Origin of the sequence: Streptomyces sp. UG1, from assembly GCF_049974585.1 — a bacterium.
GTDB lineage: Bacteria > Actinomycetota > Actinomycetes > Streptomycetales > Streptomycetaceae > Streptomyces.
In genome coordinates, this window is record NZ_JBNGGG010000039.1 from 28,968 (window position 1) to 55,526 (window position 26,559).

25 protein-coding genes are annotated in these 26,559 nt (G+C 73.0%); 9 read left to right on the plus strand and 16 right to left on the minus strand.

Translation table 11 applies throughout. The features are described 5' to 3' along the window. Window positions 1-115: 115 nt before the first annotated feature. Window positions 116-877, minus strand: a complete 762-nt coding sequence (locus tag ACP4J3_RS36405; protein ID WP_426540596.1) for a GntR family transcriptional regulator — start codon at window positions 875-877, stop codon at window positions 116-118. Between the two features lie 171 nt (window positions 878-1,048). Beyond that, complete coding sequence (locus tag ACP4J3_RS36410; RefSeq protein WP_426540597.1) at window positions 1,049-1,936, minus strand: RNA polymerase sigma-70 factor; 888 nt, start codon at window positions 1,934-1,936, stop codon at window positions 1,049-1,051. A 143-nt stretch (window positions 1,937-2,079) separates the two neighbouring features. On the opposite strand from ACP4J3_RS36410, the gene ACP4J3_RS36415 reads away from it, so the two are divergent. Then, complete coding sequence (locus ACP4J3_RS36415) at window positions 2,080-2,910, plus strand: alpha/beta fold hydrolase (protein WP_426540598.1); 831 nt, start codon at window positions 2,080-2,082, stop codon at window positions 2,908-2,910. 13 nt (window positions 2,911-2,923) lie between these two features. Here the strand turns inward: ACP4J3_RS36415 and ACP4J3_RS36420 are convergent, their stop codons facing one another. The 3 genes from ACP4J3_RS36420 to ACP4J3_RS36430 form a co-directional block, all read right to left on the minus strand. Next, window positions 2,924-3,793, minus strand: a complete 870-nt coding sequence (locus tag ACP4J3_RS36420) for an esterase/lipase family protein (RefSeq protein ID WP_426540599.1) — start codon at window positions 3,791-3,793, stop codon at window positions 2,924-2,926. Between the two features lie 46 nt (window positions 3,794-3,839). Next, window positions 3,840-4,376, minus strand: coding sequence for an SRPBCC family protein (locus tag ACP4J3_RS36425; RefSeq protein ID WP_426540663.1), 537 nt, complete (start codon window positions 4,374-4,376; stop codon window positions 3,840-3,842). A 98-nt stretch (window positions 4,377-4,474) separates the two neighbouring features. Next, a complete protein-coding gene (locus tag ACP4J3_RS36430) occupies window positions 4,475-5,857 on the minus strand; it encodes a cation:proton antiporter (protein WP_426540600.1) in 1,383 nt (460 codons plus the stop codon). Between the two features lie 220 nt (window positions 5,858-6,077). On the opposite strand from ACP4J3_RS36430, the gene ACP4J3_RS36435 reads away from it, so the two are divergent. The 6 genes from ACP4J3_RS36435 (at window position 6,078) to ACP4J3_RS36460 (ending at window position 12,449) form a co-directional block, all read left to right on the plus strand. Then, the gene (locus tag ACP4J3_RS36435) at window positions 6,078-6,710 is read left to right on the plus strand and encodes a hypothetical protein (RefSeq protein ID WP_426540601.1); all 633 of its coding nucleotides are present in this window, start codon (window positions 6,078-6,080) and stop codon (window positions 6,708-6,710) included. A 56-nt stretch (window positions 6,711-6,766) separates the two neighbouring features. Beyond that, window positions 6,767-8,527: an NAD(P)/FAD-dependent oxidoreductase gene (locus ACP4J3_RS36440; protein ID WP_426540602.1), complete on the plus strand. Its 1,761-nt coding sequence runs from the start codon at window positions 6,767-6,769 to the stop codon at window positions 8,525-8,527. A gap of 233 nt (window positions 8,528-8,760) precedes the next feature. Beyond that, window positions 8,761-9,210 carry an RNA polymerase sigma factor gene (locus tag ACP4J3_RS36445; protein WP_426540603.1) on the plus strand — a complete coding sequence of 150 codons (450 nt, stop codon included), beginning with the start codon at window positions 8,761-8,763 and terminating at the stop codon, window positions 9,208-9,210. Between the two features lie 24 nt (window positions 9,211-9,234). After that, complete coding sequence (locus tag ACP4J3_RS36450) at window positions 9,235-9,822, plus strand: hypothetical protein (RefSeq protein ID WP_426540604.1); 588 nt, start codon at window positions 9,235-9,237, stop codon at window positions 9,820-9,822. A 148-nt stretch (window positions 9,823-9,970) separates the two neighbouring features. Next, complete coding sequence (locus ACP4J3_RS36455; protein ID WP_426540605.1) at window positions 9,971-11,503, plus strand: ABC1 kinase family protein; 1,533 nt, start codon at window positions 9,971-9,973, stop codon at window positions 11,501-11,503. Between the two features lie 55 nt (window positions 11,504-11,558). Further along, the gene (locus ACP4J3_RS36460) at window positions 11,559-12,449 is read left to right on the plus strand and encodes an SAM-dependent methyltransferase (RefSeq protein WP_426540606.1); all 891 of its coding nucleotides are present in this window, start codon (window positions 11,559-11,561) and stop codon (window positions 12,447-12,449) included. A 68-nt stretch (window positions 12,450-12,517) separates the two neighbouring features. On the opposite strand, the gene ACP4J3_RS36465 is transcribed toward ACP4J3_RS36460, so the two are convergent. The 11 genes from ACP4J3_RS36465 to ACP4J3_RS36515 all read right to left on the minus strand — a co-directional run bounded on the left by ACP4J3_RS36465 (window position 12,518) and on the right by ACP4J3_RS36515 (window position 23,290). Further along, on the minus strand, window positions 12,518-13,765 hold the full coding sequence (locus ACP4J3_RS36465) for a wax ester/triacylglycerol synthase domain-containing protein (RefSeq protein ID WP_426540607.1): 1,248 nt from the start codon (window positions 13,763-13,765) through the stop codon (window positions 12,518-12,520). 519 nt (window positions 13,766-14,284) lie between these two features. Next, a complete protein-coding gene (locus ACP4J3_RS36470; RefSeq protein WP_426540608.1) occupies window positions 14,285-14,488 on the minus strand; it encodes a hypothetical protein in 204 nt (67 codons plus the stop codon). Window positions 14,489-14,548: 60 nt separating this feature from the next. Beyond that, window positions 14,549-15,877: an NAD(P)/FAD-dependent oxidoreductase gene (locus ACP4J3_RS36475; RefSeq protein WP_426540609.1), complete on the minus strand. Its 1,329-nt coding sequence runs from the start codon at window positions 15,875-15,877 to the stop codon at window positions 14,549-14,551. Next, window positions 15,874-16,446: a flavin reductase family protein gene (locus ACP4J3_RS36480; RefSeq protein WP_426540610.1), complete on the minus strand. Its 573-nt coding sequence runs from the start codon at window positions 16,444-16,446 to the stop codon at window positions 15,874-15,876. Before ACP4J3_RS36480 ends, ACP4J3_RS36475 begins: the two co-directional genes overlap by 4 nt. Continuing rightward, the gene (locus tag ACP4J3_RS36485; RefSeq protein WP_426540611.1) at window positions 16,418-16,882 is read right to left on the minus strand and encodes a type II toxin-antitoxin system RatA family toxin; all 465 of its coding nucleotides are present in this window, start codon (window positions 16,880-16,882) and stop codon (window positions 16,418-16,420) included. The genes ACP4J3_RS36480 and ACP4J3_RS36485 overlap by 29 nt, the downstream gene beginning before the upstream one ends. Before the next feature lie 62 nt (window positions 16,883-16,944). Beyond that, entirely contained in the window at window positions 16,945-18,153 is a 1,209-nt protein-coding gene (locus ACP4J3_RS36490; RefSeq protein ID WP_426540664.1) for an aspartate aminotransferase family protein, read from the minus strand. 284 nt (window positions 18,154-18,437) lie between these two features. Then, window positions 18,438-19,565 (minus strand): SDR family oxidoreductase, encoded by a 1,128-nt coding sequence (locus tag ACP4J3_RS36495; RefSeq protein ID WP_426540612.1) that lies wholly within the window; start codon window positions 19,563-19,565, stop codon window positions 18,438-18,440. 56 nt (window positions 19,566-19,621) lie between these two features. Next, window positions 19,622-20,755 carry an acyl-CoA dehydrogenase gene (locus ACP4J3_RS36500; RefSeq protein WP_426540613.1) on the minus strand — a complete coding sequence of 378 codons (1,134 nt, stop codon included), beginning with the start codon at window positions 20,753-20,755 and terminating at the stop codon, window positions 19,622-19,624. Between the two features lie 110 nt (window positions 20,756-20,865). Next, window positions 20,866-21,828: a bifunctional lysylphosphatidylglycerol flippase/synthetase MprF gene (locus tag ACP4J3_RS36505; protein ID WP_426540614.1), complete on the minus strand. Its 963-nt coding sequence runs from the start codon at window positions 21,826-21,828 to the stop codon at window positions 20,866-20,868. Next, window positions 21,812-22,306: a hypothetical protein gene (locus ACP4J3_RS36510; RefSeq protein WP_426540615.1), complete on the minus strand. Its 495-nt coding sequence runs from the start codon at window positions 22,304-22,306 to the stop codon at window positions 21,812-21,814. The genes ACP4J3_RS36505 and ACP4J3_RS36510 overlap by 17 nt, the downstream gene beginning before the upstream one ends. A 66-nt stretch (window positions 22,307-22,372) precedes the next feature. Continuing rightward, complete coding sequence (locus ACP4J3_RS36515; protein WP_426540616.1) at window positions 22,373-23,290, minus strand: EamA family transporter; 918 nt, start codon at window positions 23,288-23,290, stop codon at window positions 22,373-22,375. A gap of 47 nt (window positions 23,291-23,337) precedes the next feature. Between ACP4J3_RS36515 and ACP4J3_RS36520 the strand changes: the two genes are divergently transcribed. Together ACP4J3_RS36520 and ACP4J3_RS36525 are read left to right on the plus strand one after the other, a co-directional pair. After that, window positions 23,338-24,798 carry a PLP-dependent aminotransferase family protein gene (locus tag ACP4J3_RS36520; RefSeq protein WP_426540617.1) on the plus strand — a complete coding sequence of 487 codons (1,461 nt, stop codon included), beginning with the start codon at window positions 23,338-23,340 and terminating at the stop codon, window positions 24,796-24,798. Between the two features lie 156 nt (window positions 24,799-24,954). After that, window positions 24,955-26,529 (plus strand): alkaline phosphatase D family protein, encoded by a 1,575-nt coding sequence (locus ACP4J3_RS36525; protein ID WP_426540618.1) that lies wholly within the window; start codon window positions 24,955-24,957, stop codon window positions 26,527-26,529. Window positions 26,530-26,559: the final 30 nt, after the last annotated feature.

Below are 26,559 nucleotides of genomic sequence, written 5' to 3' on the forward strand. Positions count from 1 at the left end.
ACACGCGCCGGACGGGCTCCGGCCTGCAGACACGAGCCCCGGACGGGCCCCGGCCCAAAACACACGCGCCCCGGACGGATCCGGGGCGCGCGGCGCGAGTCGGCCGGTACGGCGGTCAGGACGCCCGGCGCTCCGGGTCCTCGTGGATCTCCACGCCGCCGGAGTCGCCGAATGTCAGCCGACACGTGTCAGCGCGATAAGTGGCGACGGAGAGCGCGGCTGTGCGGCCCTCGGCGATATAGCGGGTGGTCACGACGAGCACGGGCGCCCCGGGGAGGCGGTCCAGCTCCTTGGCGTCGTCCGCGCGGGCCGAGCCCAGCTCGACGGCGCTGTCCTGGCCCTCCAGCTCCAGGCGGTGCAGCTCGCGCAGCACGGCACGCGCGCGTGCCGCTCCGGACGGGGCGTCGATGCCGGAGAGGTCGGGCACCGACGACTGCGGGATGTAGAGGAGTTCGGCGGCGACGGGCTGGCCGTGCGTCACACGGGAGCGGCGCACGATGTGCACACTCTCGTCCCGGCCGCTCTCCAGGGCGTCGGCGACGGACGCGGGCGGAACCGCCGGTGCGCAGTCCGTGGGCTGCCAGACGTCGTCCTTGGCCCCCGGCCAGGCGTGCTGCTCGGTGCCGACGGCCACGCCCACGCGCGGCGGGGCGACGGTCGTACCGACACCGCGGCGGCGCTGCAGCCTGCCTTCCAGTTCGAGCTGTTCGAGAGCCTGGCGGAGCGTCGCCCGGGCCACGCCGAAGCGGGCGGCCAGGTCGCGTTCGTTGGGCAGGATCTCGCCCACCGTGAACTCCGAGTCCAGTGCCTCACTGAGCACGGTCCTCAGATGCCAGTACTTCGGTTCCGGCACCGATTCCAGTTGCGTGGTCCCCACCCTGTCCTCCGCAATCGCCGTGGCCCGGCGGCGTTTTAGCGCCCTTGTTTATTAAAGGTTGTTGCACTTATCTGCGACCATAGGACGGCACTCATCCTTGGTCAATACCAATCGCCGGGAACGTTCACGGGACGCGCCCGCGCGGCCCCGTTCGCGGCGCGGCGGCATGGGCTACACCGTGGCCAGCGACCTCAGCTTGTCGGGGTTGCGGACGATGTAGACGGACTGGATCCGTCCGTCCAGGACGTCCAGTTGGAAGACGCTGTCGGGCTTGTCGCCGGAGCGGACCAGCAGTGCGGGGCCGCCGTTGACCTCCAGGAAGTGGAAGGACACGTCGGGTACGTCGCCCCTGCGTGCGGCGCCGACGAGGAAGCGGCCCACCTTGTCGGCCGTCTCCAGGACCCGCAGCGGCGCCTTCGCCTTGCCGCCGCTGTCGCCGACGAGCCGGACGTCGGGGGCGAGCAGGGACATGAGCCCCTCCAGGTCGCCCTCGGCGGCCGCGGCCAGGAAGCGCTCGGTGAGATCGCGTCGCTGGACGGGGTCGACCTCGTAGCGGGGGCGCCGCTCGTCGACGTGCTTGCGGGCCCGGCCGGCCAGTTGCCGCACCGCCGCCTCCCCGCGCTCCAGCATGGCGGCGATCTCGGCGTACGGGTAGCCGAAGGCCTCCCTGAGGACGAACACCGCCCGCTCCAGGGGTGACAGCGACTCCAGGACGACGAGTACGGCGAGCGAGACGGAGTCGGCGAGGACGGCGCGCTCGGCGGTGTCCTGGACGGTGTCGCCGAAGTCGGTGACGTACGGCTCCGGCAGCCAGGGGCCGACATACGTCTCGCCGCGCGCCTTGACCTGGCGCAGCCGGTCGATGGCGAGGCGGGTGGTGATGCGCACCAGATAGGCGCGCGGTTCGCGGACCTCGGACCGGTCCGCGCCGGACCAGCGCAGCCAGGCCTCCTGCACCACGTCCTCCGCGTCGGCCACGCGCCCGAGCATGCGGTATGCGACCCCCAGCAGGACGGGGCGGTGCTCTTCGAAGACGTCGGTCTCGGTTTCGGTGGTCACCGAACCATCCCAGCCGACGCGTCCGGCCCTGTCCAGGCGAAATCGGCGGGGCGGAGGCGGCCCATCCCCGGGTCTACCCGTCGGTAGCAATTGCTGACAAGGTGTCTACACAATGCCGGCCCATGACCCCGACGAGGAGCAGCATGTCCGCCACCGCCTCCTTCAAAGTCCCCACTCCGTACGGCCCGCAGAGCATGACGGTCTCCTACGCGCGCGTGGGCACCGGCGAACCGCTGCTCCTGCTGCACGGCATAGGCCACCACCGTCAGGTGTGGGACCCGGTCATACCCGTCCTGGCGGCCGAGCGCGAGGTGATCGCCGTGGATCTGCCGGGGTGCGGACAGTCCCCGGCGCTGCCGGACGGGCTGGCGCACGACCTGCCGACGATGAGTGTGGTGCTCGGCGCGCTGTGCGAGGCGCTGGAGCTGGAGCGGCCGCATGTGGCGGGCAACTCGCTGGGCGGACTGCTGGCCCTGGACCTCGGCCGGGCGAACCGTGCGCGATCCGTCACCGCGCTGTCGCCGGCCGGGTTCTGGTCGGAGCTGGAGCGGCGGTACGCCTTCACCGTCCTGACCGGGATGCGGCGCACCGCCGAGCGGATGCCACTCCCCCTCGTCGAGTGGCTGTCCCGCTCGGCGGCCGGGCGTGCCGGACTGACCAGCACCATCTACGCCCGCCCGGGCCGCCGTTCGCCCGAGTCCGTGGTCGCCGAGACGGTCGGGCTGGCGCGCGCGCAGGGCTTCTTCGAGACCCTCCGTTCGGGCCGGGAGGTGAGGTTCACCGACGATGTGCCGGGGATTCCGGTCACGGTGGCCTGGGGCAGCAGGGACCGGCTCCTGGTGCCCCGCCAGGGCGTCCGGGCGAAGCGGATCATTCCGCGGGCCCGGCTGGTGCGGCTGCCCGGCTGCGGCCATGTGCCGATGAGCGACGATCCGGCGCTGGTCGCCCGGGTGCTGCTGGACGGCAGCCGCTGAGCGCGCCGTACGGTCACTCGGCCAGCGCCTCGAGGACCACCTTCAGGACGGTCGGGTTGTAGGGCATGGCGGCGTGTGCGGTGTGGTCGTCCGGGGCGAGGTCCTGCAGGACGACGTTTCTGACGTGGCGGCCCTCGGTCCCGGCGAGCGCGCAGGAGGTGTACGGGGTGACCACGTCGTCGTAGGAGGTGGCGATCACCGTGTGCCGGACGCCCTCCGTGGTCTCGCCCAGATCGGCGAGTTCGCGCTGGAAGGGGTGGTCGTGCTGGAGCTGGGGCCAGGCCGGGACGACGGTGCCCACGGCGCCCTGCTCGACCAGTTCCCTGGCGCCCGGGATCTGCCGGGCGAGGTTCATCAGGCCCTGGGCGGTGACGCCGTGGTTGCTGGGGGCGATGCCGACGAAGTTGTGCACCTTGGGGGCGCCGCCCAGGGCGTTGAGGTAGTAGCGCGGCATCATGCCGCCCTGCGAGAAGCCGACGAGGTCCACCTGCTCGGCGCCGGTGCGCCGCAGGACCTCGTCGACGAACTCGCCGAGCTGCCGGGCCGACGTCTTGATGTCGCCGAGCCCGAAGAGCACCGGGTGCAGGTGCCGGCCGTAGTCGAGGCGGAAGACGCGGTGGCCGCCGCGCCGCAGCAGCGGGGTGGCCTCGGTCCAGGTGTAGCCGCGGTTGCCGAAGGTGCCGTGCACCAGCACCACCGGGCGTGGATGTTCCTCGGTCAGGGGCAGGTCCCAGTCGTCCTCCCCCGCCTCCACGTCGACGGCGGCGACGACTCCGGCGACAGCCGCCTGGCCGAGCCCGGCCGCGCGGTGCGGTGCCTCGGTGAGGTCCGTGGCGATGTCGTCCGAGTTGATGCCGGGGATGTGAGGGTGCGGGAGACTCACGGCGATCCGCCTTTCCTGCGGGCAACCTTCCTTCGTCCGCCCGGTCTTACGGCCCCGGCACGCCGATCCCTGACCTGGGTCGGCCGGCCAGTCGGGGCACCAGGCGGGCGGTCGCGGCGCGCAACAGCCTGACGTACCAACCCCACTTCACCTCGCGCGCCACCCGTCCGGTCAGCGCGCGCTCGGCGCAGTCCAGGCTGTGCCGGAAGGCCGCGTCGTGCATGGGGCGGAAGAACAGCAGCCAGCCCAGCCAGCGCACCCCGTGCGGGCGCAGGACGAGGGTGTTGCGCAGGACGGTGTGCTCCTGGTCCAGCGGTTCGACGCTGAACTCGTGGAAGCCGTCGAATCCGCGCGGTCCGGTGAACCGGAAGCGCACCCAGTGGCCCGGCACATAGTGGCTCACCACATAGCGCACCGGGCCGTGGCCGCCGGACACCCCCACGGCCAGCGGCCCGTCGAAGCGCACCGGCGGCCAGTCGGGCGGCCAGAGCCGGTCGTCCGCGCGGCCCAGCCGGTCGATGAGGGCGCCGACGGCCTTCTGGGGTGCGGGCAGGACACGTTCGTGGACGTTCAGCACAGCGATCACCGCTACTGGCTGCCCGGCCCCGCGCGCCCGGGAACTCCCCCGAAAGGGGAACCGAAGAGCACGCCCGGCGCACATCGCCCGCCCCGCACTCCGGTTCAGTCGTCCATGAGCCGCAGCAGCGGTCCCGTCATGGCGGTGGTGGCGAGCGCCATGACCACCAGCATGGCGAACAGCGCGGGCGAGAGCAGTCCGGCCGCGAGTCCCGTGTTGAGGATGATCAGTTCGGTCAGGCCCCGGCAGTTCATCATCGCGCCGAGCTGGGCCGACTGCCGCCAGGAGAAGCGCAGCAGGCGCGCGGGCACCACCGTGCCGACGAACTTCGCCGCGGCCGCGGCGGCCAGGACGGCCAGGCAGACGAGCCAGCCGGTCGCCCCGGGCACCGCGCCGAGACGGGTGCTCAGGCCCACGGCCATGAAGAACGACGGCAGCAGCATCCAGCTCGTGAGTCCCTCCACGCGCCAGGCGATCTGCTCCACCGCCTCGGTGCGCGGCATGGCGAGGCCGGCCGCCACCGCCCCGAACAGCGCGTGCACCCCGATCTGTTCGGTGGCGAGCGCGCACAGCAGGACGGTCACGAGGACGATGGACGCCGTGCGGGCCGCGGCCATCGGGCCGTCGCAGCGCCGCGGTGCGAGCAGCCGCCGCAGCAGTGGGCGGAGCACCCGCCACACGACGAGGCCGAACAGCACGACCCAGCCGACGGTGATGCCCACGGCCACCGGCGATCCGCCGCTCGCGATGGCCAGGACCAGCGCCAGCAGGCACCAGGCGGTGATGTCGGCGACGCTCGCGGAGGCCATCGCGAGGGTGCCGAGCCGGGTGGTGAGCCGGCCCTCGTCGGACAGCAGCCGGGCCAGCACGGGTACGGCCGTGACGCTCAGGCTCAGCCCCATGAAGAGCACGAACGGCACCGCGCCCACACCGTCGGGCCGGTAGGCGTCCGGGAGGGCCAGGGCGACCAGCACCCCGGTCAGAAAGGGGATGGCGATGCCGGAATGGCCGATAAGTGTCGATGCGGACAGTCCGTCGCGTCGCAGCGCGCTCAGTGACAGCTCGCGCCCCACGGTGAACATGAAGAGGGTGACGCCCAGTTGGCCCAGCGTGGTGAGGAACGGGAACACCTCGGGCGGCAGGAGCCATCGTTGGGCGTCGGGCGACAGCGCGCCGAAGACGGAGGGACCGAGCAGCACGGCGATGGCGATCTCCCCCACCACTCGGGGCTGTCCGACCCTGCGCGCCAGTGCGCCGGCCCATGCGGCGCAGGCGGTCACCAGGGCCAGGACGCCGAGGATCCGATACAGGGGCACGGCCGCGGAGTCGGCGGGCGCCTGCCCGGTGGGGCCCGCGTAGCCGACCGAGGCGAGGATCAGCGCCGTGGCGCCGACGGGTATCCCGACGAACGCGCCGTAGCCGAGCAGCACCCGGCGCGGGGCGAGGGCGGCTGCGGGTTCGCAGAGGTCGGGCGTACTGGCCTTCACGGGCGGCTCCTTGACGAGCGCGGTGGCGCCTGGTCGGTGCCGTGATCTCTGCCCGTGCTCGCCGGAATTCGCGCTCTGCCGCATTGGCGTTCGACGGTGCGAGGGCGAAGACCGGCCAAGGTCCGGGCGGTGGCCGGATGGGGGCAGGGGGAAGCCGGACCCGAGCGTAAAGAGAAGAGACAGGCGCAACCGGCACGTCGCATATGCGAGAGGAGCACTCATGGCCGCCAAGCCGCACGGCGTGCGAGGCCCTGGTCCCCACGAGGCCGGTCGAGGTGACGCGGAGCCGGAGCCATGGCGTCCGCTGCTCGCCGAGCCGGCCGTGGCGGAACTGCTCGAAGACCGGCTGGTGGCGGCGGCGCTGCGGGAACTGCCCCGGCTCGTGCCGCCGCGCACGGCGGTGCACTCGCTGCGTACGTTCCTGCTGGCCGACGCGTACGCGCGCCGCCACGGCATCGACTCCGACCGGCCGGGGCTGTTCGTCGCGGCGGCGTTCCACGACACCGGGCTGACGTCGGGCGGCGCACGGGTGCGGGGCGGATTCCCCGGCCGTTCGGCCGCGTCGCTCGACCGCTTCCTCGCCGGGCACGGCGTGGCCGAGGCGCGGTGCGCGGCGCTGACCCGGGCGGTCCGTGAGCACATGCGGCCCTGGCCCGCCCCGCACGCGGGCCCGGAGGCACGGCTGCTGCACTTCGGGGCCTGGCTGGACGTCACCGGTCGCGGCGGCCACCGGCTGCCGGGCGAGCGGCGGCGGTTGGCCGCGCTCGCGCCCACTCCCTGGTTCGCCCTGTCGTTCTCCGCCCGGGTGGCGGCCTGCGGGCTGCGCCGGGCACTGCCGGGTCCGGCGGTCTGACGGCCGCCGGACACCGGTCCGGCACCGCGCTTTTCCCGTCGCGAAAGGACGAAGACGTGCAAGACGACCAGCGTGCTTTCGATGTCGCCATCGTCGGGGGCGGCATCGGCGGAACGATGCTGGCGGCGATCCTCGCCCGCCACGGCGTGCGGGTGCTGCTTCTGGAGGGAAGCGGGCACCCCAGGTTCGCCATCGGAGAGTCCACCGTCCCCGAGACCACCTTCGGCCTGCGGGTCCTGGCCCGCCGCTACGACGTCCCGGAGATCGAGCACCTGGCGACCAACGGGGCGCTGCGCCGCCATGTGTCGTCGAACTGCGGCGTCAAGCGCAACTTCAGCTTCGTCTACCACCGCGAGGGAGAGCCCACCCGCGCCGAGGAGTGCACCCAGTACCCCACCTGGGGGCCGCCGCTCGGACCCGACTCGCACTACCTGCGGCAGGACGTCGACGCGTACATGTTCCATGTCGCGGTCTCCTACGGCGCCACCGCGCACACCCACACCGTCGTGGACGACGTGAAGTTCGACGAGGACGGGGTCACGCTCGTCACCCGGGAGAAGGGCACCTTCCAGGCGTCGTACGTCGTCGACGCCGGCGGTATGCGGGCCCTGCTGCCCGAGCGGCTGGGGCTGCGGCAGGAGCCGCCGTACCGCACGCGCTCGCGCACCGTCTTCACGCACATGGTCGGCGTGCGCCCCTTCGACACCGTCGCGCCCCCGCGCGAACAACACGGCATGCCCAGCCCGTTCAGCCAGGGCACGCTGCACCATCTCTTCGAGGGCGGCTGGTTCTGGGTCATCCCGTTCGACAACCACTCCGCGAGCACGAGCGAACTGTGCAGCGTCGGCGTCAATCTCGACCTGGACCGCTATCCGCGTCCCGAAGGGGTCGGCGCTCAGGAGGAGTTCTGGCGCCATGTGCGGCGGTTCCCCAGTGTGGCCCGGCAGTTCGAGCGGGCGCGGGCGGTACGGCCGTATGGGTCGACCGACCGCACCCAGTTCTCCTCCCGGACGGTGGTCGGCGACCGGTGGTGCCTGCTGCCGCACGCCGGTGAATTCATCGACCCGCTCTTCTCCAGCGGGCTGGCGGTCACCGTCATGGCGCTCAACGCGCTGGGGCACCGGCTGATCGGCGCGGTGCGCGAGGACGATTTCGACACCGCGCGGTTCGCGTATCTGGAGAACTGGATCAAGCGGATGTTCCGGTTCTACGACGACCTGGTGTCGTGCAGTTATCTGTCGTTCGACGACTTCGAGTTGTGGAACGCCTGGAACCGGGTGTGGACCATCACCACCCTCTACGGGACGAACGCGCAGAACCAGGCGGCCGTGGCATTCGAGAAGACGCGTGATCCGGCCTGTTTCGACGCTTTGGAGAAGGCTCCTTATCGGGGCCTTCAGGGGGTCGACAATCCCTGGGTGGGGCAGCTCTTCGAGCAGGCCCGGGACGCCGTACTGGCCTATGGGGCGGGGGATCTCACGAAGGACCAGGCCGTCGAGCACATCTTCGCCCTGCTGCGGGAGAGCGAGTTGTGCCCGGCGGTGTGGGGCACGCTCGACCCCGAGGACCGCTGCCCGTCCGGGGTGTTCACCCTGTGGCCGCTGATGCGGATCCTGCTGTGGGGCAAGTTCCGCTCGCCCCGGCACGTCAGGGGCATGTACTTCACGGGGGGCGCGCGGCTCGTGGGCAAGGAGGCCGTGCAGGCCCTCACCACCGATGTGCGGCGCGGCGGCCTGCTGGTGCGGCAGACCGCGCGGGACATGTGGGTCAACTGGAACCGCGACTGGGCCCGGCGGGAGATTCCCGCCCGAAAATAGGAACGGCAGCGCCCGGAAAATTCATTTCTGCACATTCCGGGATACGGGCTTACGGTTTGCCGCACCGGCACCTCGGGTAGGAAAAAATTGTGGCCCACAATCTGAATTCGGGCCACCATTCCCCCTGCTCGATCGAGAGACTACGGGCTGCACTCCATATGGCGCGACATTCCACCTGCCCCTCGCCCGCCCAATGCTCCTGGGACGACATATCCCAGCACCGGGACCGCCTCATGCGGCTGGTCCGACGCCGACTCCCGAGCCATCAGGACGCCGAGGACTGCGTGCAGGAGACGATGGCCCGGGCAGCCGCGCACTCCGCCCTGGACGGCAGCAGGCTGGGTCCCTTCCTCACCTCCGTGGCGCTGCGCCTGTGCACGGACTTCTACCGTGACCTGGAACGACGCAGACGCCTGTTAGAGCGGACGGCCTTCCTGGACGCCTCCGGGACGACCGAGGAGGACGTCTGCGACGAGGACTTCGGCAAATGGCTGCTCGACCAGGTCCAGCAGCTTCGCGGGCGGGAGCAGGAAGTGATACTCGCCCGGGCCAAGGGAATTTCCACGGCGGAATTCGCGCGCATCCACAATATCTCCCTCAAGGCGGCCGAGGCCGCTTTCACCAGAGGGCGAGCACGCCTCAGAACGGCCTGTGTGAAGGCCATGGAAGACGTCCCGGGATAACGGAAACCGAAGGGAAATTCGCTCATGTCCAACAAGAACATGCAGGACATTCTCAAGGACCTCGTGGGCAATATGGCCGACAGCGGAAAGGAGGCGTTCGACGACATTCTCAACCGCCCCGAGAAGTCGTCGTCGGCCACCGGCTCCGTAGAGGCCCTGGCCGGGCTGCCGGCAAACGCCCTGGCGGCCCTGTCCGGCGCCGCCAACCCGGCCGCGCTGCTCGCGGGGGCGGCGAATCCGCTCGGGGCGGTCACGGGAGCGGCCGGCAATCCGCTGGCCGCGCTGACGGGGGCGGCGGGAGCGGCCGGCGCCGCCAACCCGCTCGCGGCGCTGACCGGGGCGGCGGGCGCCGCGGGCGCGGCCAACCCCCTCGCCGCCCTCACGGGGGGCGGCGCCAACCCGCTGGCCGCGGTGGGCGGCGCGGCGAACGCGCTCGGTGGGCTCGGGCAACTCGCCGGGGGCGTCGGCCAGTTGGCTGGCGGAGTCGGACACGCCGCCGAGGGCGTGGGCGACGTGCTCTCGCTGCCGGCCCAGCTCACCCAGCTCCTGGAACTGATCCCGCAGCTCATCCAGGCGCTGCAGGCCCAGGCCGGCAAGGCCACGTCGGCCTGACGGGCGGTACGTCCGAGTACGTCCGACGCACTCGGGCCGACCGGAACACGGTGCCGGTGACCGGCGGCGCAGGCAACCGCCCGCCGCCGGTCATCGACCCGGCCCTCGCGACCCGCTCGACCCGCTCTACCTGAGGAGATCACTCACGATGGCGTCCGTCGTCGGGGATCGGCTGCGGCTGGTGGTCAAGGTGCTCGGAAGCCTCGTCGTCGACGAGGTCGGCCAGTCCACGCGGCTGCGCAGACGTACGAGACAGGACCAGGAGGACGGCGCCGGGGCCGAGGAGCGACGGGCCAAGGCCGTGCGGCACGCCCTGGAGAGTCTCGGCCCCTTCTATGTGAAGCTCGGTCAGATCCTGTCCACCCGGCCCGACATGGTGCCGCAGTCGATCCGGGACGAACTGCAGAACCTGCACGACCAGGTCGACGTCCAGCCGTTCCCGGTCTTCGAGTCGGTACTGGCCCAGGACCTCGGCCCGGACTGGAAGCTGCGGTTCGACGACATCGACACCGTCGCCCCGCTCGGCGCCGCCTCGCTCGCCCAGGTGTACCGGGTGACGCTGCCCGGGGGCCGGCCGGCCGTGGTCAAGATCCAGCGGCCCGGCATCCGCGAGGGCGTGTTCGCAGACATGGCCCTGATGCGCCGCGCGTCGCGGATCGTGGCCCGGGTCGCGCCCCGCTTCAACGAGGTCATCGACATCGAGGCGATGCTCGGCTCGGTCTTCGACGCGATGGAGCCCGAGCTGGACTTCACCGGCGAGGCCCGCAACATGGACGAGGCCCGGCAGTACGTACGTGACTTCCGCACCCTGGAAGTGCCCAGGGTGCTGCACGCGAGCCCACGGGTCCTGGTCCAGTCGCTGGCCCCCGGGACGTCGGTACGGCACATCGACCGCGGCCACTTCACGGACGACGAGCGCATCGAGATCGGCCGCGACCTGCTGCGCTTCATGTACCACGGGTACTTCGTGCACCGCGTCTTCCACGCCGACCCGCACGCGGGCAACGTCTTCGCGGCACCCGGCGGACCCGCGACGCTGATCGACTGGGGCATGGTCGGCCGTCTGGACCGCCGTACCAGCCTCCAACTGCTGCCGCTGTTCATGACGTTGGCGCAGAACGACGGCGCCGGGCTCGCGCACCACTGGGCCGAGATGGGCCGGGTGACGTCCTGGTCCAACATGCCCGCGTTCGCCGCGGACATGGCGGCGTTCGTGCCCAAGGTCTCCCATCTGTCCCTGGAGGACCTGAACTTCGGCGTCTCCCTGACCACCGTGCTCGCGAAGGCGACCAAGCGGGGCATCGGCTCACCCCCGGCGGTCTCGCTGCTCGGCAAGTCCTTCGCCAACCTCGACGGCTCGGTGCGCTGCCTGGCCCCCGAGATCACGCTGCCGGAGGTGTTCCAGGGCGAGGTGCCGAAGATCCTCTTCGCGCTGGGCCGCGAGTTCCTGGGGCGGCACCAGTTCGCCCGCAACTCCATGGAGCTGCTGCTCGCCGCCGTCACCAGCCCCGAGCAGGTGCGCGGGGTGCTCGGTGACATCGCCAACCGCCAGTTCGCGCTGCAGGTCCACGAGCCGCGCACCACCGCCGCGATGGGCGGCCAGCGCCCCACGCGCCCGTCCGGCGGCCTGCTCGCCCTGGGCGCGATGGCCTACCTGCTCGCCCGCCGCCGCTCCCGCTGACCCGCCGCCCTGCCGCACGACCTCGACGCTCTCCATGCCCATACGGAGGTTCGCCTTGCCCGAGACCACCCGCCCGCAGACCCCGTCCGCGCCGGGCGGCACGCTGCCCGACGGCACAGCACCGCCGTACGGCCTCTCGCGTGTCGCGCTCTGGACGGCCGCCGCGCACGCCGCCGAGTGCGGCCGGGACGCGCCGTATGTGCTCGATCCCTGGGCGGCGGACTTCCTGCACGCGGCCCGGTTCGGCGACGGGCCGCCCGGCGACGGCCCGTTGCAGCGGCTGCTGCCCGACTGGGCCGTGGTGCGCACCCGCTTCTTCGACGAGCACCTGCTGACCGCGTCCCGCTCGGGCTGCCGCCAGGTGGTGCTGCTCGGGGCCGGTCTCGACACCCGGGCCTTCCGGCTGCGCTGGCCGACAGGAGTGCACGTCTTCGAGGTCGAGAGCCCTGCCGTACTGGACTTCAAGGACCGTGTGCTGGACTGGCACCCGCCCACCTGCGGGCGGCGCAGCACGGTCGCCGTCGATCCGGCCGGGCGCTGGGCCGAGGACCTGCTCGCGGCGGGCTTCGACCCGCGCCGGCCCACCGCGTGGCTGGGCGAGACGATCCTCTACCACCTCGAACCCGGGACGGTGGAGTCGATCGTCGGCACGATGACGGAACTCTCCGCGCCCGGCAGCACGTTCGGCGCCGAGTGCGTGAACAGCGAGTCCGCCTCCTCGTCGTTCGTGGCGCCCTTCCTGGAGGCCCTGTCCGCCACCGGCATCGCCTGGCGCTGGCAGCTCGCCGATCCGGAGGCCTGGTGGGCGGGGCACGGCTGGGAGGCCCGCGTCGCCGACCTCTTCACACTGCCGTATGTCGTCCAGCGGCTCTCCCCGTATCTGCCGCTGCTCACCGAGGCGGCGGCGAGGTGCGTGTTCCTGACGACCGGCACGCTGAAGAAGTAGTGCGGGATGCGAAGGGGCCCCGGCCGTGTCGGCGGCCGGGGCTCCTGTTCGTCCCTCGATACGGCAGGCTACGCCCGCTCCAGTTCCAGCAGTGCCGCCAGCCACAGGTCCGGGAGTTCGTCGGCTCCGGCCAGCGTCTCGTCGTGCACGACCGTGAGGCACGCGGTGTCGTGCTGGCTCGTCAGCGTCGCCAGGAAGCGGATGCCGGCCGCCAGTCCGGAGAAGACGGCGGCGCTTCGGGAGGCGGCGCCCTGGTGGACCAGGGCGGCACCGAAGTTCACGCTGCTCGCCGGTCCGGCGACGACGTCGCCGTTGACCATCCGCGTGCCCAGTCGGGCGCCGAGGGCCCGTGGCGTGGCCGCCAGCAGCAGGCGGACGGCGTCCCGGCGCCGGCTCGCGCGCAGGTGGCTCGTGGCCGCGACGACCCGGGCGAAGGCGGCGAGCGGCGACGGCTCGTCGCAGGGCAGCAGGAGCCGGGCGGTGACCATCCGGTTGCCGGGGACGCACTCCTCGCCCGGCGCGCGCACCGACATGGGTACGGCGACCGGCAGCGGCGGATGCGGCGTTCCGGTCGCCTTCATGTGCCAGGTGTGGACGGCGTGGGACAGGGCGGTGAGATAGACGTCGTTGACCGTGCCGCCGTGCGTACGGCCGATGGTGCGCAGCCTGGCCAGGGGGGTGAGCGTCCGGCACAGCGTGATACGGCCGCTGCTCGCGCCGTCGACGGCCGGCTTGGGGGTGGGCCCGCGGAAGCCGCCCACGGCGTCGCCGAGCGCACCGGCGATGCCTCGGGCGGTCGGCCGGGCGGGGCGGTACGCGGCGGGGCCGCCCTCGGGGTGGTCGGCGAGGAGGGCCCGGGCGGTGTGGGCGGCGCCGACGCCGTCCTGGATGGTGTGGTCGGAGCGGTAGCAGAGGCTGTAGCCGCCGGTGGGCCCGTGCACCAGCCACACGTCCCACCGGGGCCGGCTGTCGGGGTTCACCGGCCGGGTCAGCATCAACCGCCCGGCCTCCGCGTCGTCGGCGTGCTCGGGCAGCCGCGCCTCGTGCACATGCTGCTCGACGGCGATCCGCTCGACGCGCCGGAACCGGGGGCGGTCCGGCGCGATGCGGTAGCGCAACGCCGGGATCCGGTGGGCGCGTTCGGCCACGCGCGCGCGTACGGCGTCCAGGCTCGGCGCCCGCCCGCCGAACGTGAACACGAAGACGACCGGCAGCGGTCTGCCGTGTGTGGCCAGGCGGTAGGCGAGATCCGCGGTACCCATCCGAAGCACCGGCGGCAGACAGCCGTCGGCGCCGAGGGGGCGTCGGGTGGTCATGGGGGGCTACCTCCGTGTTGGTGGGGCGGCCGGTGGGTCCGGGTGGTGGGGCGTGTCGGTGGGGCGGGTTGGCGGGTCCCAGTGGTCGGCCGAGTCGGTGGGACGGGCTGGCGGTTCCAGGTGGTGGGGGCGTGTCGGCGGGACGGGCGGCGGGCCATGGTGATCGGCCAAGTCCGTGGGGCAGCCGGTGTGTCCAAGTGGTGGGGGCATATCGGCGGGACAGGCGGCAGACCCCAGTGATCGGCCAAGTCCGTGGGACGGCCGGTGAGTCCAAGTGGTGGGGGCATATCGGCGGGACAGGCGGCGGGCCCTGGTGATCGGGCAAGTCGGTTGGACGGCCAGTGGGTCCCGGTGATCGGCCAAGTCGGTGGGGCGGGTTGGTAGGACGAGTTGGTGCGATGGGCTGGAAGACCGGGTGCCGCGACCGAGCCGGCGGGGCCGAGCGGCGAGCCGGGGCCGGCGGGGCCGAGCGGTGAGCCGGGGCCGGCGGGGCCGAGCGGTGAGCCGGGTCGGCGGGGCCTAGCCGTGGCCCAGGCCGGTGTGGCCGGTGGGCGTCGCGCCGCTGTTGACGGTCGGGGCCGGCATACCCCGTCGGCGGTACGGCGCCACAGCGGCGTACACCACCGCGCGCCCCGCCTGCCCCGGGCTCCCTCGCACCACCGCGCGCCCCGCCTGCGCCGGGCTTCCCCTCTCGCGCTCGGCGCCCGCGAGGTGCCTCCCCATGCTTGCTCGATTCCGCGCGTGCCCGGCTTCCTCGTCGGGGGCATGTCGGTGGACCGGTCCTCAACAGGCCCCCCGCGTCGCCCGCCCCAGCGCGTCCAGATAGGTCCGCAGCAGGGGCCGGGCGGGGCCGTGTACGGGCATGCGTGGGGCGGTCGGGCGGTGCCAGGGCAGGGGGCCGCCGGGTTCGGGGTCAGGGTCGTCCAGGAGGGTCGCGGCGATGTGGGTGCCATGGGCGACCGAGAGCGCCAGGCCGTGGCCGCAGCAGCCGCCGATGTACCAGACGTGGGGCAGGCCGCGGACGGGGCCGACCACCGGCAGTCCGTCGCCGGTCATGCCGATGCGGCCGGACCAGCGGTGGGTGACCGGCAGATGGGCGAGTTCCGGGTGCAGGGACCGCACCCAGCGGGCCAGCCACGCCCAGGCCCGCTCCCGCGCGGCGCGCAGCCGTGCCGCCCCGAGTCCGGTCGGGAGGGTGACCGTGCCGCCGCCCGCGACCAGCCCGCCGTCGGGAAGCGGCCGGAAGTACGGGCCCATCGGCAGGACGTCGACCAGGGCGTACCCCTCGTGCCCGCCCAGTGCCTCGTACGCCTCGTCGCTCACGGGCGCGGTGGCGAGGCCGTACACCTCCAGCGGCAGGACCGTGCCGACCGGCAGCCCCAGTGACCGCGCGGCGGAGTTGACGGCCAGCACCACCTGCCCGGCCCGCAGCCTGCCGTGCGGGAAGAGCAGCTCGGAGCCGGCCCGCTCCCCCGCGCGGATCGCCAGCAGTGGGCTGTGCCCGTGGAACCGCACGCCCTTGGCGGCGCAGGCGCGGGCGAGGGCTCCGGTCAGGGCGGCCGGGTCCAGGGTGGCGGCGGTGCGGTGCAGCAGCCCCGCGGTGTACGGCACACCCACGCGCGCGCGTACCTGGGCGCCGGACAGCTCCGGCACGTCCAGGCCCAGCGCGCGATAGGCCCGGGACTGCCGCTCGAGCGACGCCAGGCCGGCCGGTGCGCGCGTCGCCATGATCTGCGCGCCGGGCCGCAGCCCGCACGGCACGTCGAGCCGCCGGCACAGATCGAGGACCGCCGTCACCGCCCGTACGCTCGCCAGATGCATCCGGCGTGCGGCCCAGGGCCCATGGCGGCGTACGGCGCGGTCGATCGCGGGTCCGGCCCGCGGGCCCAGCAGACCGGTGCCCCGGCCGCTGGCCCCGGCGGCCGGGCCCTCGGCGTCGATCACCACGATGTCGCGGCCGGGGGCGCGCTCGGCCAGGCGGTAGGCGCAGGCGAGGCCGGCCAGACCGGCCCCGACCACCGCCACGTCCGCCGTGGCCGTGCCGTGCAGCGGGGGCTGTGCGGGCAGTTCGGGCAGGGTCCAGGCCGGGACTCCGTCCGCCGACGGCGTCATCCGCTGCCCTCCGGCACGAGTTCGCGCAGCGAGCGGAACCGGCGGTCGTGCCACAGCAGCGGGCGCCCGCCGCCCACGTGCACGGCGGCGACCTGCCCGACGACCAGGTGATGGTCACCGTAGCCCCGTACATCCGCCACCAGACACACCGACCAGGCCAGCGCCCCCGCGATCACCGGGACGCCGAGGACCTGCCGGGTGTCGGTGCCGGCGAACCGCCGGGGGGCGGGTGTCGTCGGGTTCGCGAACCGGCCGGCCAGGTCGTGCTGTTCCTCGCGCAGCAGGTGGACCGCGAAGGCGCCCCGGGCGCGGACGGCGGCGAGGGTGCGGGAGCCGTCGCGCAGACAGGCCAGGAGCAGCGGCGGCCGGGCCGACAGCGAGGTCACGGCGGAGACGGTCATGCCAAGGGGTCCGTCCTCGCCCCGGGCTGTCACGACGCTCACGCCGGCCGCCAGTTTGGCGTAGAGGGCGAGACAGCGGGGGGCTCCGGGGCCGGGCTCGTCGCGGAGGGGGTCGTCGTACGGGGAGGGAGGGGAGGGATCAGCCGTGAGCGGACGCGGCGCACTCATCGGTCACCTCCGCGCCCACCAGCCCCGCCACGATGCGGGCGATGTTGGTCCGCAGCGTGGACTCGGCGACGGGGTCGAGGATCTCGGCGAGGGTCGGGATGCCGAGGTCGAAGGAGGCGGTGAAGACGATGAGCGTGCCGCCGTCGCGCGGTTCGCAGCGCCAGCTCCCCTCGAAGGTCTGGAAGTCGCCGCTGAGCTGCTCGAAGGTGAGGGTGAGCGTGTCCGGCGCGAAGGTGTCGCGTTCCCGCCACCGCATCAGCCCGCCCCGGAACGACACGGTCCAGTCCGACACCACCGAGCCGTCGGGCAGCGTGTCCACGCTCACCTCGCGCACGGTGTCGGTGAGTTCGGGGTAGCGGCGGAAGTCGGTGATGCGGTGGTAGACGGCGGCCGGCTCCTGGCCGTCGGCGATCGCGTGCAGGACCACATGACGCATGGTCGATCGGTTCCTTTCCGGGATTGCGTCCGGTAGCTGTGGGGGGCAACCGGTCAGTGAGGTCAACCGGCCATACGCGCGGCGGTTACGTGCAGGGCCTCCGCGAGCGTGGTGAAGAACTGGTCGAGCGCGGCGTCCTCGACCACGGCCGGCGGGGTCAGGCGCAGCACGCGGGTCGAGTTCAGGGAGTGGTTGACGAGGACGCCGCGGGCGATGAGCTCCAGCAGGAGTTCGCCGACCGCGCGCTCCTCGGTGAACTCGATCCCGATCAGCAGCCCGCGCCCGCGCACGTCCTGGACGAGGATCTCGCGGTACGGCGCGCAGGTCTCCCGTACCCCGGCGAGGATGCGCGCGCCGAGGCCGGCCGCGCGGGCCACGGTGTCCTCGCGCTCCATGGTCCGCACGGCGGCGAGGGCGGCGGCGCAGGCGATCGGGGAGGCGCCGAAGGTGGAGGTGTGCAGATAGGGGTCCCGGCTGAAGGGGGCGTAGGCCTCCGCCGTGGCGACCATCGCGGCGACCGGTACGACGCCGCCGCTGAGGCCCTTGCCGACCAGCAGCATGTCCGGGCGGACGCCCTCCGCGTCCACGCCCCACCAGGTGCCCAGCCGGCCCAGCCCGGTCTGGATCTCGTCCACGACGAGCAGCGCGCCGAACTCGCGGCACAGCGCGGCGACTTCGGTGAGGTAGCCGGGTTCCGGGATGTGTACGCCGCCCTCGCCCTGCACCGGCTCGACGATGACGCAGGCACGGTCGCGGCGGGCGGCCAGCGCCTGCTTGAGGTCGGCGGCGTCACCGTAGGCGACCTGGGTGGTGTCGGGCAGCAGAGGCTGGAAGGGCGCCTGGTAGGTGGCGTTGGCGGTGACGCTGAGGGCGCCGAGCGTCTTTCCGTGGAAGCCCTTGCGGGTCGTGACGATCGCGTTGCGGCCGTGTGCGCGGGCCAGCTTGAGGGCGGCTTCCGTGGCCTCGGCGCCGGAGTTGACGAAGTGGACGAAGTCCAGTCCCGACGGGGTGTGGGCGGCCAGCGCCTGCGCGGCGCGCGCGGCGACCGGTTCCAGGAAGACGCGGCTGGCCAGCGGGTGGAGGTCGATCTGCCGGTGCACCGCCGCGACGACGGCCGGGTGCCGGTGGCCGAGGATGAAGACGCCGTACCCGCCGAAGTCGAGGAGCCTGCGACCGTCGTCGGTGTGGATCCAGCAACCTTCGGAACGCACCTCGGCCATACCACCGAGCACCCGGCCCATGACGGCCCGGCCGGAGCCGATGTGGCGCAGGTAGAGGTCGAGGGTGCCGGTGGGGGTGGTGGAGGCGGCGGGGGCGGTGGGCGACGACGCGGTCGGCGGGGCGCCGGTGGCTTCTGCGGGTGCGGCGACCGGAGCCTGTACGAGTACGCCGGGCGGCTCTTGTACGGATGCGCCGGTGGACGCCGGTGCGGATGCGCCCGGCGCCCCCTGCGCTGGTACGCCGGGTGCCCCCTGAACGGATGCACCCGGCGACCCCTGCGCGGATACACCGCTCGGCGCCGGTGCGGATACGTCCGCCGTGTCCGGGGAGATCGTCACGACGCCACCTCCGTCCGGGTCGTCATGGCGTGGGCGGCGCGGTGGCGGGTGAGGAGGGCGGGGCGGTCGTCGGCCCAGCTCTCCAGGTTGCGTACGAGCGCGGCGCGGATGTCGGCGTGGCTGGGGCGGGCGCCGCAGTGCGGTTGGCCGAGCGAGGTGTCGAAGGGCAGTTCGCGCTGGAAGACCAGTAGCAGCTCGGCGTAGTGCTGGAACCTGCGGCGCGTGGACTCGGGCAGTGCGGTGCCCTCCAGCATGGGCAGCAGCAGCCGGTGCACCGCCTCGACGGGGATGAGCCGGGGCCGGTGCGGTACGGGCAGGCCGCAGCGGACGGCGAACTCCGCGCAGGTGTCGGCGAGTTCACGCAGCCGCAGCGTCTCCTTGCCCGCGGTGAGCCAGAACTCGCCGCTGCTCACCCCGCCGCGGACGAGGTCGCCGATGGCCCGGCTGACATAGTCCTGCGGGACCATGTCGACGCGGGCGTCGGGCGCGCCCGGCAGCACCGGCACCTGTCCCAGGACCATCGAGCCGAGGGTCTTGGTCAGCCCCTGCACGCCGGCGATCCGGCCGGACGTGGAGTCGCCCATCACGACGGACGGGCGCACGATCGCGCCGGGCAGGTCGGCCTCGCGGACCAGTTGTTCGGCCCGGGTCTTGGAGGCGAGGTAGGCGGCGGCACCGGGGAAGCGGCGTGCGTCCTCCTCGCTGGGGACGCTGGCCACGAACGCGGTGCTCACCAGGTACAGCGGCGCGTCCGCGCGGGCCGCGAGGTCGAGGGTGGTCTCGGTGCCGAGGGTGTTCGTGCGCACGATGTCGGCGGGCGGCATCCGCCAGTTGGTCTCGGCGGCGGAGTGCAGGACGACGTCCACCTCGAGGGCGAGTTCGTGCCAGGCGCGCGGGGTCAGGCCCAGGCGTGGGGCGAGGAGGTCGCCTTGGAGCTCGCGCACCCGGGGGTCGTCCAGGGGGCGGTTGCGGCGCAGGCAGAGCAGATCGAAGTCGGCGCACAGTTCGTCGATCAGGGCCCGTCCGAGGACGCCGGTCCCGCCGGTGAGCAGCAGGGTCGGGCGGTCGTGCGGTGCGTCGTTCGGCGTGGGCAGGGCGGTGGGACGCGGGAGGTGTGGCGGCATGGGTGTGCTCCCCCAACTGGTCTCGGCCGGCACAGGGCGGTGGGTGGCCACGCCGGTCACGCGATGGTCAGCGGACGGTCGGCCAGGTAGTCGGCGAAGGGGCCGGTCATCCTGGCCCGGGACGGCGGGTGCAGGGCCAGTCCGTTGGCGCAGGCGGCGAGGTGGCCGACCTCGTCGGACGTCATGAAGCTGAGCCCGCCGAGCAGTTCGACGGCGCGCGGGACGACCCGGGCCACGGCGTCCTGGACGCCGTAGCGGACGTACAGCGCCTGGGCGAGCGCGGACTCGCCGAGGTCGCCGTCGTCGACGCGGCGGGCGAGGCCTTCGGCGGCGGCCGCGGCGGCCTCGGTCTCGACGAAGAGCCGTACCCGCTCGTGCTCGGGGATCCGGTCGTTGAGCAGGACCCGTTCGACGAGGGCGGAGGCGGTGCCGAGGTAGCTGCCCGTCATCAGGAGCTGGAACCAGATCAGCCCGGCCGTCTGGAGTTCGTCGATGCCTCCTTGGGCGGTGGCCGCGGTGCGCAGCAGCAGCTCCGGCGGTACGACGACGTCGGTGAGCGTGACCTGGTCGCTCTCCGCCCCGGCCAGGAAGGTGCTGGACCAGAAGCCGCTGACGCTGACGCCCTCGCTCTCGGCGGGGACCAGCGCGACGGCGACTTCGTCGCCCTGCCCGTCCTCGCGGGGCACGAGGACGCTGGCGGTCAGCACGTCCATGGAGCGGGCCAGGCTGCACGGGCGCTTGACGCCGCTGATGCGTACGCCGTCCCCGGTGACCTCGGCGGTCATCGTCGGTTCCAGGATGCCGGCGCCGCGGCGGCCCTCGGCGAAGCCGGAGGCGATGATGCGGTTGCTCGCCGCCACGCCCTCGATGAGCATCCACTCCAGCCCCTCGCCCTGGTCGCCCAGGCCGACGAGCGTGGCCATCGAGAAGTGGTGCATGGTGGTCGCCACGGCCAGCGACGGCGAGCGGCTGCCGATGGCCCGCTGCACGCGCAGCGCGTCCAACGCCGTGGCGCCACGGCCCTGATGGGCCTCCGGAACGAGCAGCCCGGGCCCGCCGCTGTCCCGGAAGAACCGGATTCCGGGGCTGTCCGGCCGCTCCAGGTCCATGAGCGGCGTCTCGCGCAGGGCGGGGTCCAGGTCCGGCAGCAGCTTGGCCAGGGTGGTGCGTTCACGCTCGAGGAATCTCATGCCGGTGCGGTCCTCCGAAGGTGTGGGGTGGTCTTCGGGCGTACGGCGGCGCGGGCCGGCGACCTCGTGGGGCGGTCGTGCGGCGGCGCGCGCCGGTGTGCCGGATGGCGTCAGACGGCGTTGGTGGCGCGCAGCAGTCGCCATACGGCGGGGATGCGCGGCTTGCCCAGGAAGGCGATGTACTCCGGGAGCACCACGTGCGGGGCCCACTTCTCCTTGTACTCGAGCTGGGAGACGGCCGGGTAGATCGCCTTGCCGCGCTCGGCGAGCAGTCGGGCGAACCGGGCGAACGTCCGGCTGTGGCCGGGTACTTCGTGTTCCTCGTCGAGTCCGGTGAACGGGGTGAAGCCGAAGTGCAGCCAGCCGGCGCCGTCGGCGACGAGGTGTTCCATGACGGTGGCGTTGAGCGCCTCCATCACACCGGGCGGCGCGTCGGGCCGGCGCCGGCTGAGGTCGTGCAGCCAGCCGGGGCGGCTGCCGTAGACGGGTGAGTAGTTGATGTAGCCGACGGCTTCGCCCTCGATGCGGCCGACGAAGAGCCGGCGGTGGCGTTGCAGCGGCCCGGTGCGCTGGCCGACGAGGAACTGCAGCTCCTTGACGTGGCGGCCCTTGTCGCGCAGCCACGGCTCGTCCACCCGGTCCAGTTCGGCGCAGTCGTCGCCGGGCTGGACCTCGGCGACCTCGAGGCCCGCGCGCCGGGCCCGCGAGATCTTGTTCCGCAGCCGTACGAACCGTGAGCCGCGCAGCGTGAACCGGGCCAGGTCGACCGCGTACGACGCCCCGATCTGGTTGACCGTGAAGCCGTGGGCCGCGTACAGCTCGGCGTCCTCGCGCTGCAGTTGCACGGCGACCAGGCGGCGTCCGGCGTGGGCCACGAAGGAGTCCAGTAGTTGTTCCCGGTGTGCGGGGGCGGTGAACGGGCCGCCGAATTGCAGGACATGGCGTCCGGATCGGCGATAGGCGCACACGCCGTTCCACCGCTGGTCGCGGAAGTACTCGTTGCCGCTGTTCAGGGCGAGAAAGGAGCTGGGGTTGTCGCTGTGTTCGGTGAGTGTGTCAAGCACGGACGGCATGGGCCCGCTCCTCCCGGTCTCGCGACACTTCGGCACCGGCGGCCCGGTATTGCCGTTCGAACGTGCGATAGGCGGGATGAGTTTCGGGTTCGAACGCGACACCGAAAGGTTTGAGCGAGTTTCCGAAGAGGGCTCGGTCTCCGAGGAGGTGGATGGGCAGGGCGAGCAGGGCCCATTCCGGACCGGCGAACAGGGACCACGCCCCGGCCAGGACACCTGCGGTGACCAGGCTGTGCATCGTGTTGTAGGCCACGTAGTAGCCGCGGGCGATGCGCTTGCCCCGGCTGCGCCGGTGGGCGATGGCGCCGGGGATGTAGCCGATGACGTCGATGACCGCGAAGAGCGCCACGAAGACGGCCCAGCGGATCTCGGAGAGGTGCTGAAAGGCGAGCACGAGCGAAACGACCAGAAGGGCCAGCCATTCCATTCGGGCGAATGCGAAGGTGGTCTTCGTCTCGAATCGGTTCTTGGCGTCCACGGGGCTCCAGGAAATGCGCGTGCGATGCGGGAGGCGGGCTTCGGCCGGCTCCTTCCCTGCGGGCTTTCATACCTGTTTACGCGCGAGCGGCCGCAACCCCTCGTAACGCGCGGGCGATTGGCGTGCCCGGCAGCCCAGGACGACGCCCGCGCCGACCAGGGCGCTGCCGACGGCCTGGGGGATGCCGTAGGAGCCGGTTCCGACGAGCGGTGCGGTGCAGGCGGCGGCGACGGGGATGAGCCCGGAGAACAGCGTGGCGCGCTCGGCGCCGAGCCGCTGCATGCCCATGTACCAGCACACGAACCCGATGACGGTCACGATCACCGCCTGCCACAGCAGGGCCGCGGTCTCGGTGGCGTCCGGCCGGCGCAGCCAGGCGCCGCCGTCGATCAGTACCCCGGCCGCCGCGGACTCGACGGCCGCGATGCCGCACACGGTGGCGGACAGCAGACGCGGCCCGAGCGGCCGCAGCACGGGCACGGCGAGCACCGCGAAGCCGACCTCGCCGGCCAGGGCGCACACCGAGAAGGCGATGCCGGCGGCGTCGGTGCGCCCCCAGCCCTGGACCGCGCAGGCACCGAGCACGACCAGCCACGCCCCGCTCAGGACCGTGCGACGGGGGCGGCGCCGCTCCAGGAGGGGGACCAGGACGGCCACGACCACGGGCGCACAGCCGACGAAGACGCCGGGGACGGCCGGCTCGGCGGTGCGTTCGGCGGCGATGACGGCCAGGTTGAAGCCGACCATGCCGACGGCCGCGAGCAGCGCGAGGCGGGCCCACTGGCGGGGCGCGAGGGCACGGAGCCGGGCCCTGGCATCCGGCCCGACGAGGGGCAGGAGCAGCAGGCAGGCAAGCCCGTAGCGGAGGAACTGGCCGCCCGCGTACGGGTAGTCGCCGAGCAGGCTGTTGGCGGTGAAGGAGCCTCCGACGAGGACGCAGGCGAGCGCGGTGAGGAGGGCGCCGCGCGCGGTGGTGGCGTTCATGGCAGCGACGCTAGGCAGCGCCGCGGTCCGCATTAAGGTCCACTTTCATGACGTCATCGCAGACCAATCCGGATCCGCGGGTCGGCTCACCCGTCGGCTCACCCGCCTGGGAGCTGCTGCTGCCCGCCGCCTCGGCGCCCGCACGCGCGCGTGGGCGTGCGCTGCAGGCGGCGTTGCGGGAGGCGGTGCGGTCGGGGCGGCTGGTGTCGGGGACGCGGCTGCCGTCGAGCCGGGATCTGGCGGCCGACCTCGGGGTGTCGCGCGGGCTGATCACCGAGGCGTACGAGCAGCTCACGGCGGAGGGCTATCTGCGCAGCGGCCGGGGTGCCGGGACCTGGGTGGGCGATGCCGTACGGGCCGCCCGGCCACGCGCGCGTGACCTCGCGCCGCGCTCCACCGGCGCCCGGGCCGACTTCGTCGCCGGCACGCCGGACATGTCGCTGTTCCCGCGGGCCGCGTGGGCGGCCGCTCAGCGCGGGGTGCTGTCCGAGCTGCCGCACCACGAGCTGGGCTATCCCGATCCGCGCGGGCTGCCCCGGCTGCGCACGGCGCTCGCGCAGCTGCTGGCGCGCCGCCGGGGCGTGGTCGCGGATCCCGAGCGCATCGTGGTCGTCTCCGGGGTGTCGCAGGCGACGACGGTGCTGGGCTTTGTGCTGCACGCGCGCGGGATACGCGACGTGGGTGTCGAGAACCCCGGAAGCCCGGGACACGACGCCCTCTACGCGGCCGCCGGAGTCGCCACCGTGCCGCTGCCCATGGACGGCGAGGGGCTTGCCGTCGGCCCGCTGCGGGAGTCGGGCGTACGGTCCGTCGTCACGACGCCGGCGCATCAGTTCCCCACCGGCATCGCCTATTCCGCCCGGCGCCGCGCCGAGCTGCTCGACTGGGCGCGGTCCGTCGACGGGTTCGTTCTGGAGGACGACTACGACGGCGACTTCCGGTACGACCGCGCTCCCGTGGGCGCGCTCCAGGGGCTCGACCCGGAGCGCGTGGCCTACGCGGGGTCGGTCAGCAAGTCCCTCGCCCCGGGACTGCGCCTCGGCTGGCTGCTGGTGCCGCAGGCCCTGGCGGAGGACGTCGTGGAGCGCAAGCGGACCATGGACCTCGGTCATCCCACCCTCGATCAGGCGCTGTTCGCCCGGTTCGTGGAGCGCGGCGACTACGACCGCCAGCTCCGCCGCTGCCAGCGCGCGTACCGGGAGCGGCGCGACGCCCTCGTCGCCGCCCTTGAGGAGCACTTCCCGGGCGCTGAGGTCACCGGGATCGCGGCGGGGCTGCATGTCATCGCCGCGCTTCCGGAGCGGTACGGGCCGCAGGAGCGGTTCCTCGCGCGCGTGGGCGCGGCCGGGGTGGCGGTACGCCCTCTGACGCACTACGCGCACGCGCGTACCGCGCACGACGAGCGGCCGGGCGTGCGGCTGGTGCTGGGGTACGCCCATCTGTCACCGTCCCGGATCCGGGACGGCGTACGGCTGATGGCGGGTGCGCTCGCACCGGGCGCGGACTGACCGGGGACACCTTGACCGTCGGGGCCGACGCAGCGTCCTGCGCGTCGGTTCCCTTGTGGATGCGGTCAGTTGTTCACTTGTGGTTTCCGTGTGCGCTGCGGCGCACCAGTAGTTGTGGCACTGCACACTGGCCGGATCCCGCCCCTGGAGGCCTCCATGTCACATCGTCCGTTCCCGGGCCGCCGCAGCGTCCTGCGCGGCTCGCTCGCCGCGTCGGCGGCCCTGACCCTGCCCACGGCGCTCGGCTCGGCCCCCGCGTTCGCCCTGTCGGGGCGGCCCAAGGCTGGCTGGGGCGTACAGACGGGGGACGTGACCTGCGACTCGGGGCTGGTGTGGGTGCGCTCGGACCGCCCGGCCCGGATGATCGTGGAGACGTCCGCGACCGAGTCGTTCCGCAACCCGCGCAGATGGCACGGCCCGCTGCTCGGCGCGGACACGGACTTCACCGGCACGACCCGGCTGCGCGGCCTGCCCTCCGGCGAGCAGATCCACTACCGCGTGCTGCTCGCCGACCCGGACGACCCGCGCCGCACCGGCGAGCCGGTCACCGGCACGTTCCGTACGGCCTCCGCACGGCGGCGCGACGGGGTGCGGTTCGTGTGGTCGGGCGACCTGGCCGGGCAGGGCTGGGGCATCAACCCGGACTTCGGCGGCTACCGGATCTACAACGCGATGGCCGCGCTGGACCCGGACTTCTTCCTGTGCAGCGGCGACAACGTCTACGCCGACGGCCCGATCGCGGCCTCCGTCGCCCTGCCCGACGGCAGCACCTGGCGGAACATCACCACCGAGGAGAAGTCCAAGGTCGCCGAGACGCTGGCGGAGTTCCGCGGCAACTTCCGGTACAACCTGCTCGACGACAACCTCAAGCGGTTCAACGCCCAGGTCCCCTCCATCATCCAGTGGGACGACCACGAGGTGACCAACAACTGGTACCCCGGCGAGATCCTCGGCGACTCCCGCTACACGGAGAAGAGCGTCGACGTCCTGGCCGCCCGCGCCCGGCAGGCGTTCTCGGAGTACTTCCCCATCTCGACCCTGCGCCGCCCCGACGGCCGGGTCTACCGGGTGGTCCACCACGGTCCGCTGCTGGACGTGTTCGTGCTGGACATGCGCACCTACCGCAACGCCAACTCGACGGACGACCAGAGCACCGACGCGCAGGGCATCCTCGGCGCCGAGCAGTTGCGGTGGCTCAAGCGCGAACTGGCCCGCTCCCGGGCCGTGTGGAAGGTGATCGCGTCGGACATGCCGCTGGGCCTGGTCGTGCCGGACGGCACGGACGGCGCGCCGAACATCGAGGGCGTCGCCCAGGGCGACCCGGGTGCGCCGCTGGGCCGTGAGCTGCAGATCGCCGAGTTGCTGCGGTTCATCAAGCACCGGCGGATCACCGGCACGGTGTGGCTGACCGCCGACGTCCACTACACCTCCGCCCAGCACTACCAGCCGTCGCGGGCGGCCTTCACCGACTTCGAGCCGTTCTGGGAGTTCGTCTCGGGTCCGCTCAACGCGGGTGCCTTCCCGGCCAACGCGCTCGACGACACGTTCGGCCCCGAGCGGGTGTTCCTGAAGGCACCGGCCACCGCGAACGTCTCCCCGGCCGGCGGCTACCAGTTCTTCGGCGAGGTCGACATCGACGGCCACAGCGGGGAGCTGACGGTCCGGCTGCGCGAGCAGGACGGCACGGTCCTGTTCACCCAGGTGCTCCAGCCGGGACGCGTGGGCCAGTAGGTCCCGCAGGCTCACAGTTGAAGGAGTGAC

What these genes read in the sequence shown, in the direction of transcription:
- ACP4J3_RS36415 (WP_426540598.1), top strand. Translation starts at nt 2,080, where the DNA reads ATGTCCGCCACCGCCTCCTTCAAAGTCCCCACTCCGTACGGCCCGCAG.
- ACP4J3_RS36435 (WP_426540601.1), top strand. Translation starts at nt 6,078, where the DNA reads ATGGCCGCCAAGCCGCACGGCGTGCGAGGCCCTGGTCCCCACGAGGCC.
- ACP4J3_RS36445 (WP_426540603.1), top strand. Translation starts at nt 8,761, where the DNA reads ATGCGGCTGGTCCGACGCCGACTCCCGAGCCATCAGGACGCCGAGGAC.
- ACP4J3_RS36450 (WP_426540604.1), top strand. Translation starts at nt 9,235, where the DNA reads ATGTCCAACAAGAACATGCAGGACATTCTCAAGGACCTCGTGGGCAAT.
- ACP4J3_RS36455 (WP_426540605.1), top strand. Translation starts at nt 9,971, where the DNA reads ATGGCGTCCGTCGTCGGGGATCGGCTGCGGCTGGTGGTCAAGGTGCTC.
- ACP4J3_RS36465 (WP_426540607.1), bottom strand. Translation starts at nt 13,765, where the DNA reads ATGACCACCCGACGCCCCCTCGGCGCCGACGGCTGTCTGCCGCCGGTG.
- ACP4J3_RS36470 (WP_426540608.1), bottom strand. Translation starts at nt 14,488, where the DNA reads ATGGGGAGGCACCTCGCGGGCGCCGAGCGCGAGAGGGGAAGCCCGGCG.
- ACP4J3_RS36475 (WP_426540609.1), bottom strand. Translation starts at nt 15,877, where the DNA reads ATGACGCCGTCGGCGGACGGAGTCCCGGCCTGGACCCTGCCCGAACTG.
- ACP4J3_RS36480 (WP_426540610.1), bottom strand. Translation starts at nt 16,446, where the DNA reads ATGAGTGCGCCGCGTCCGCTCACGGCTGATCCCTCCCCTCCCTCCCCG.
- ACP4J3_RS36485 (WP_426540611.1), bottom strand. Translation starts at nt 16,882, where the DNA reads ATGCGTCATGTGGTCCTGCACGCGATCGCCGACGGCCAGGAGCCGGCC.
- ACP4J3_RS36495 (WP_426540612.1), bottom strand. Translation starts at nt 19,565, where the DNA reads ATGCCGCCACACCTCCCGCGTCCCACCGCCCTGCCCACGCCGAACGAC.
- ACP4J3_RS36500 (WP_426540613.1), bottom strand. Translation starts at nt 20,755, where the DNA reads ATGAGATTCCTCGAGCGTGAACGCACCACCCTGGCCAAGCTGCTGCCG.
- ACP4J3_RS36505 (WP_426540614.1), bottom strand. Translation starts at nt 21,828, where the DNA reads ATGCCGTCCGTGCTTGACACACTCACCGAACACAGCGACAACCCCAGC.
- ACP4J3_RS36515 (WP_426540616.1), bottom strand. Translation starts at nt 23,290, where the DNA reads ATGAACGCCACCACCGCGCGCGGCGCCCTCCTCACCGCGCTCGCCTGC.
- ACP4J3_RS36520 (WP_426540617.1), top strand. Translation starts at nt 23,338, where the DNA reads ATGACGTCATCGCAGACCAATCCGGATCCGCGGGTCGGCTCACCCGTC.
- ACP4J3_RS36525 (WP_426540618.1), top strand. Translation starts at nt 24,955, where the DNA reads ATGTCACATCGTCCGTTCCCGGGCCGCCGCAGCGTCCTGCGCGGCTCG.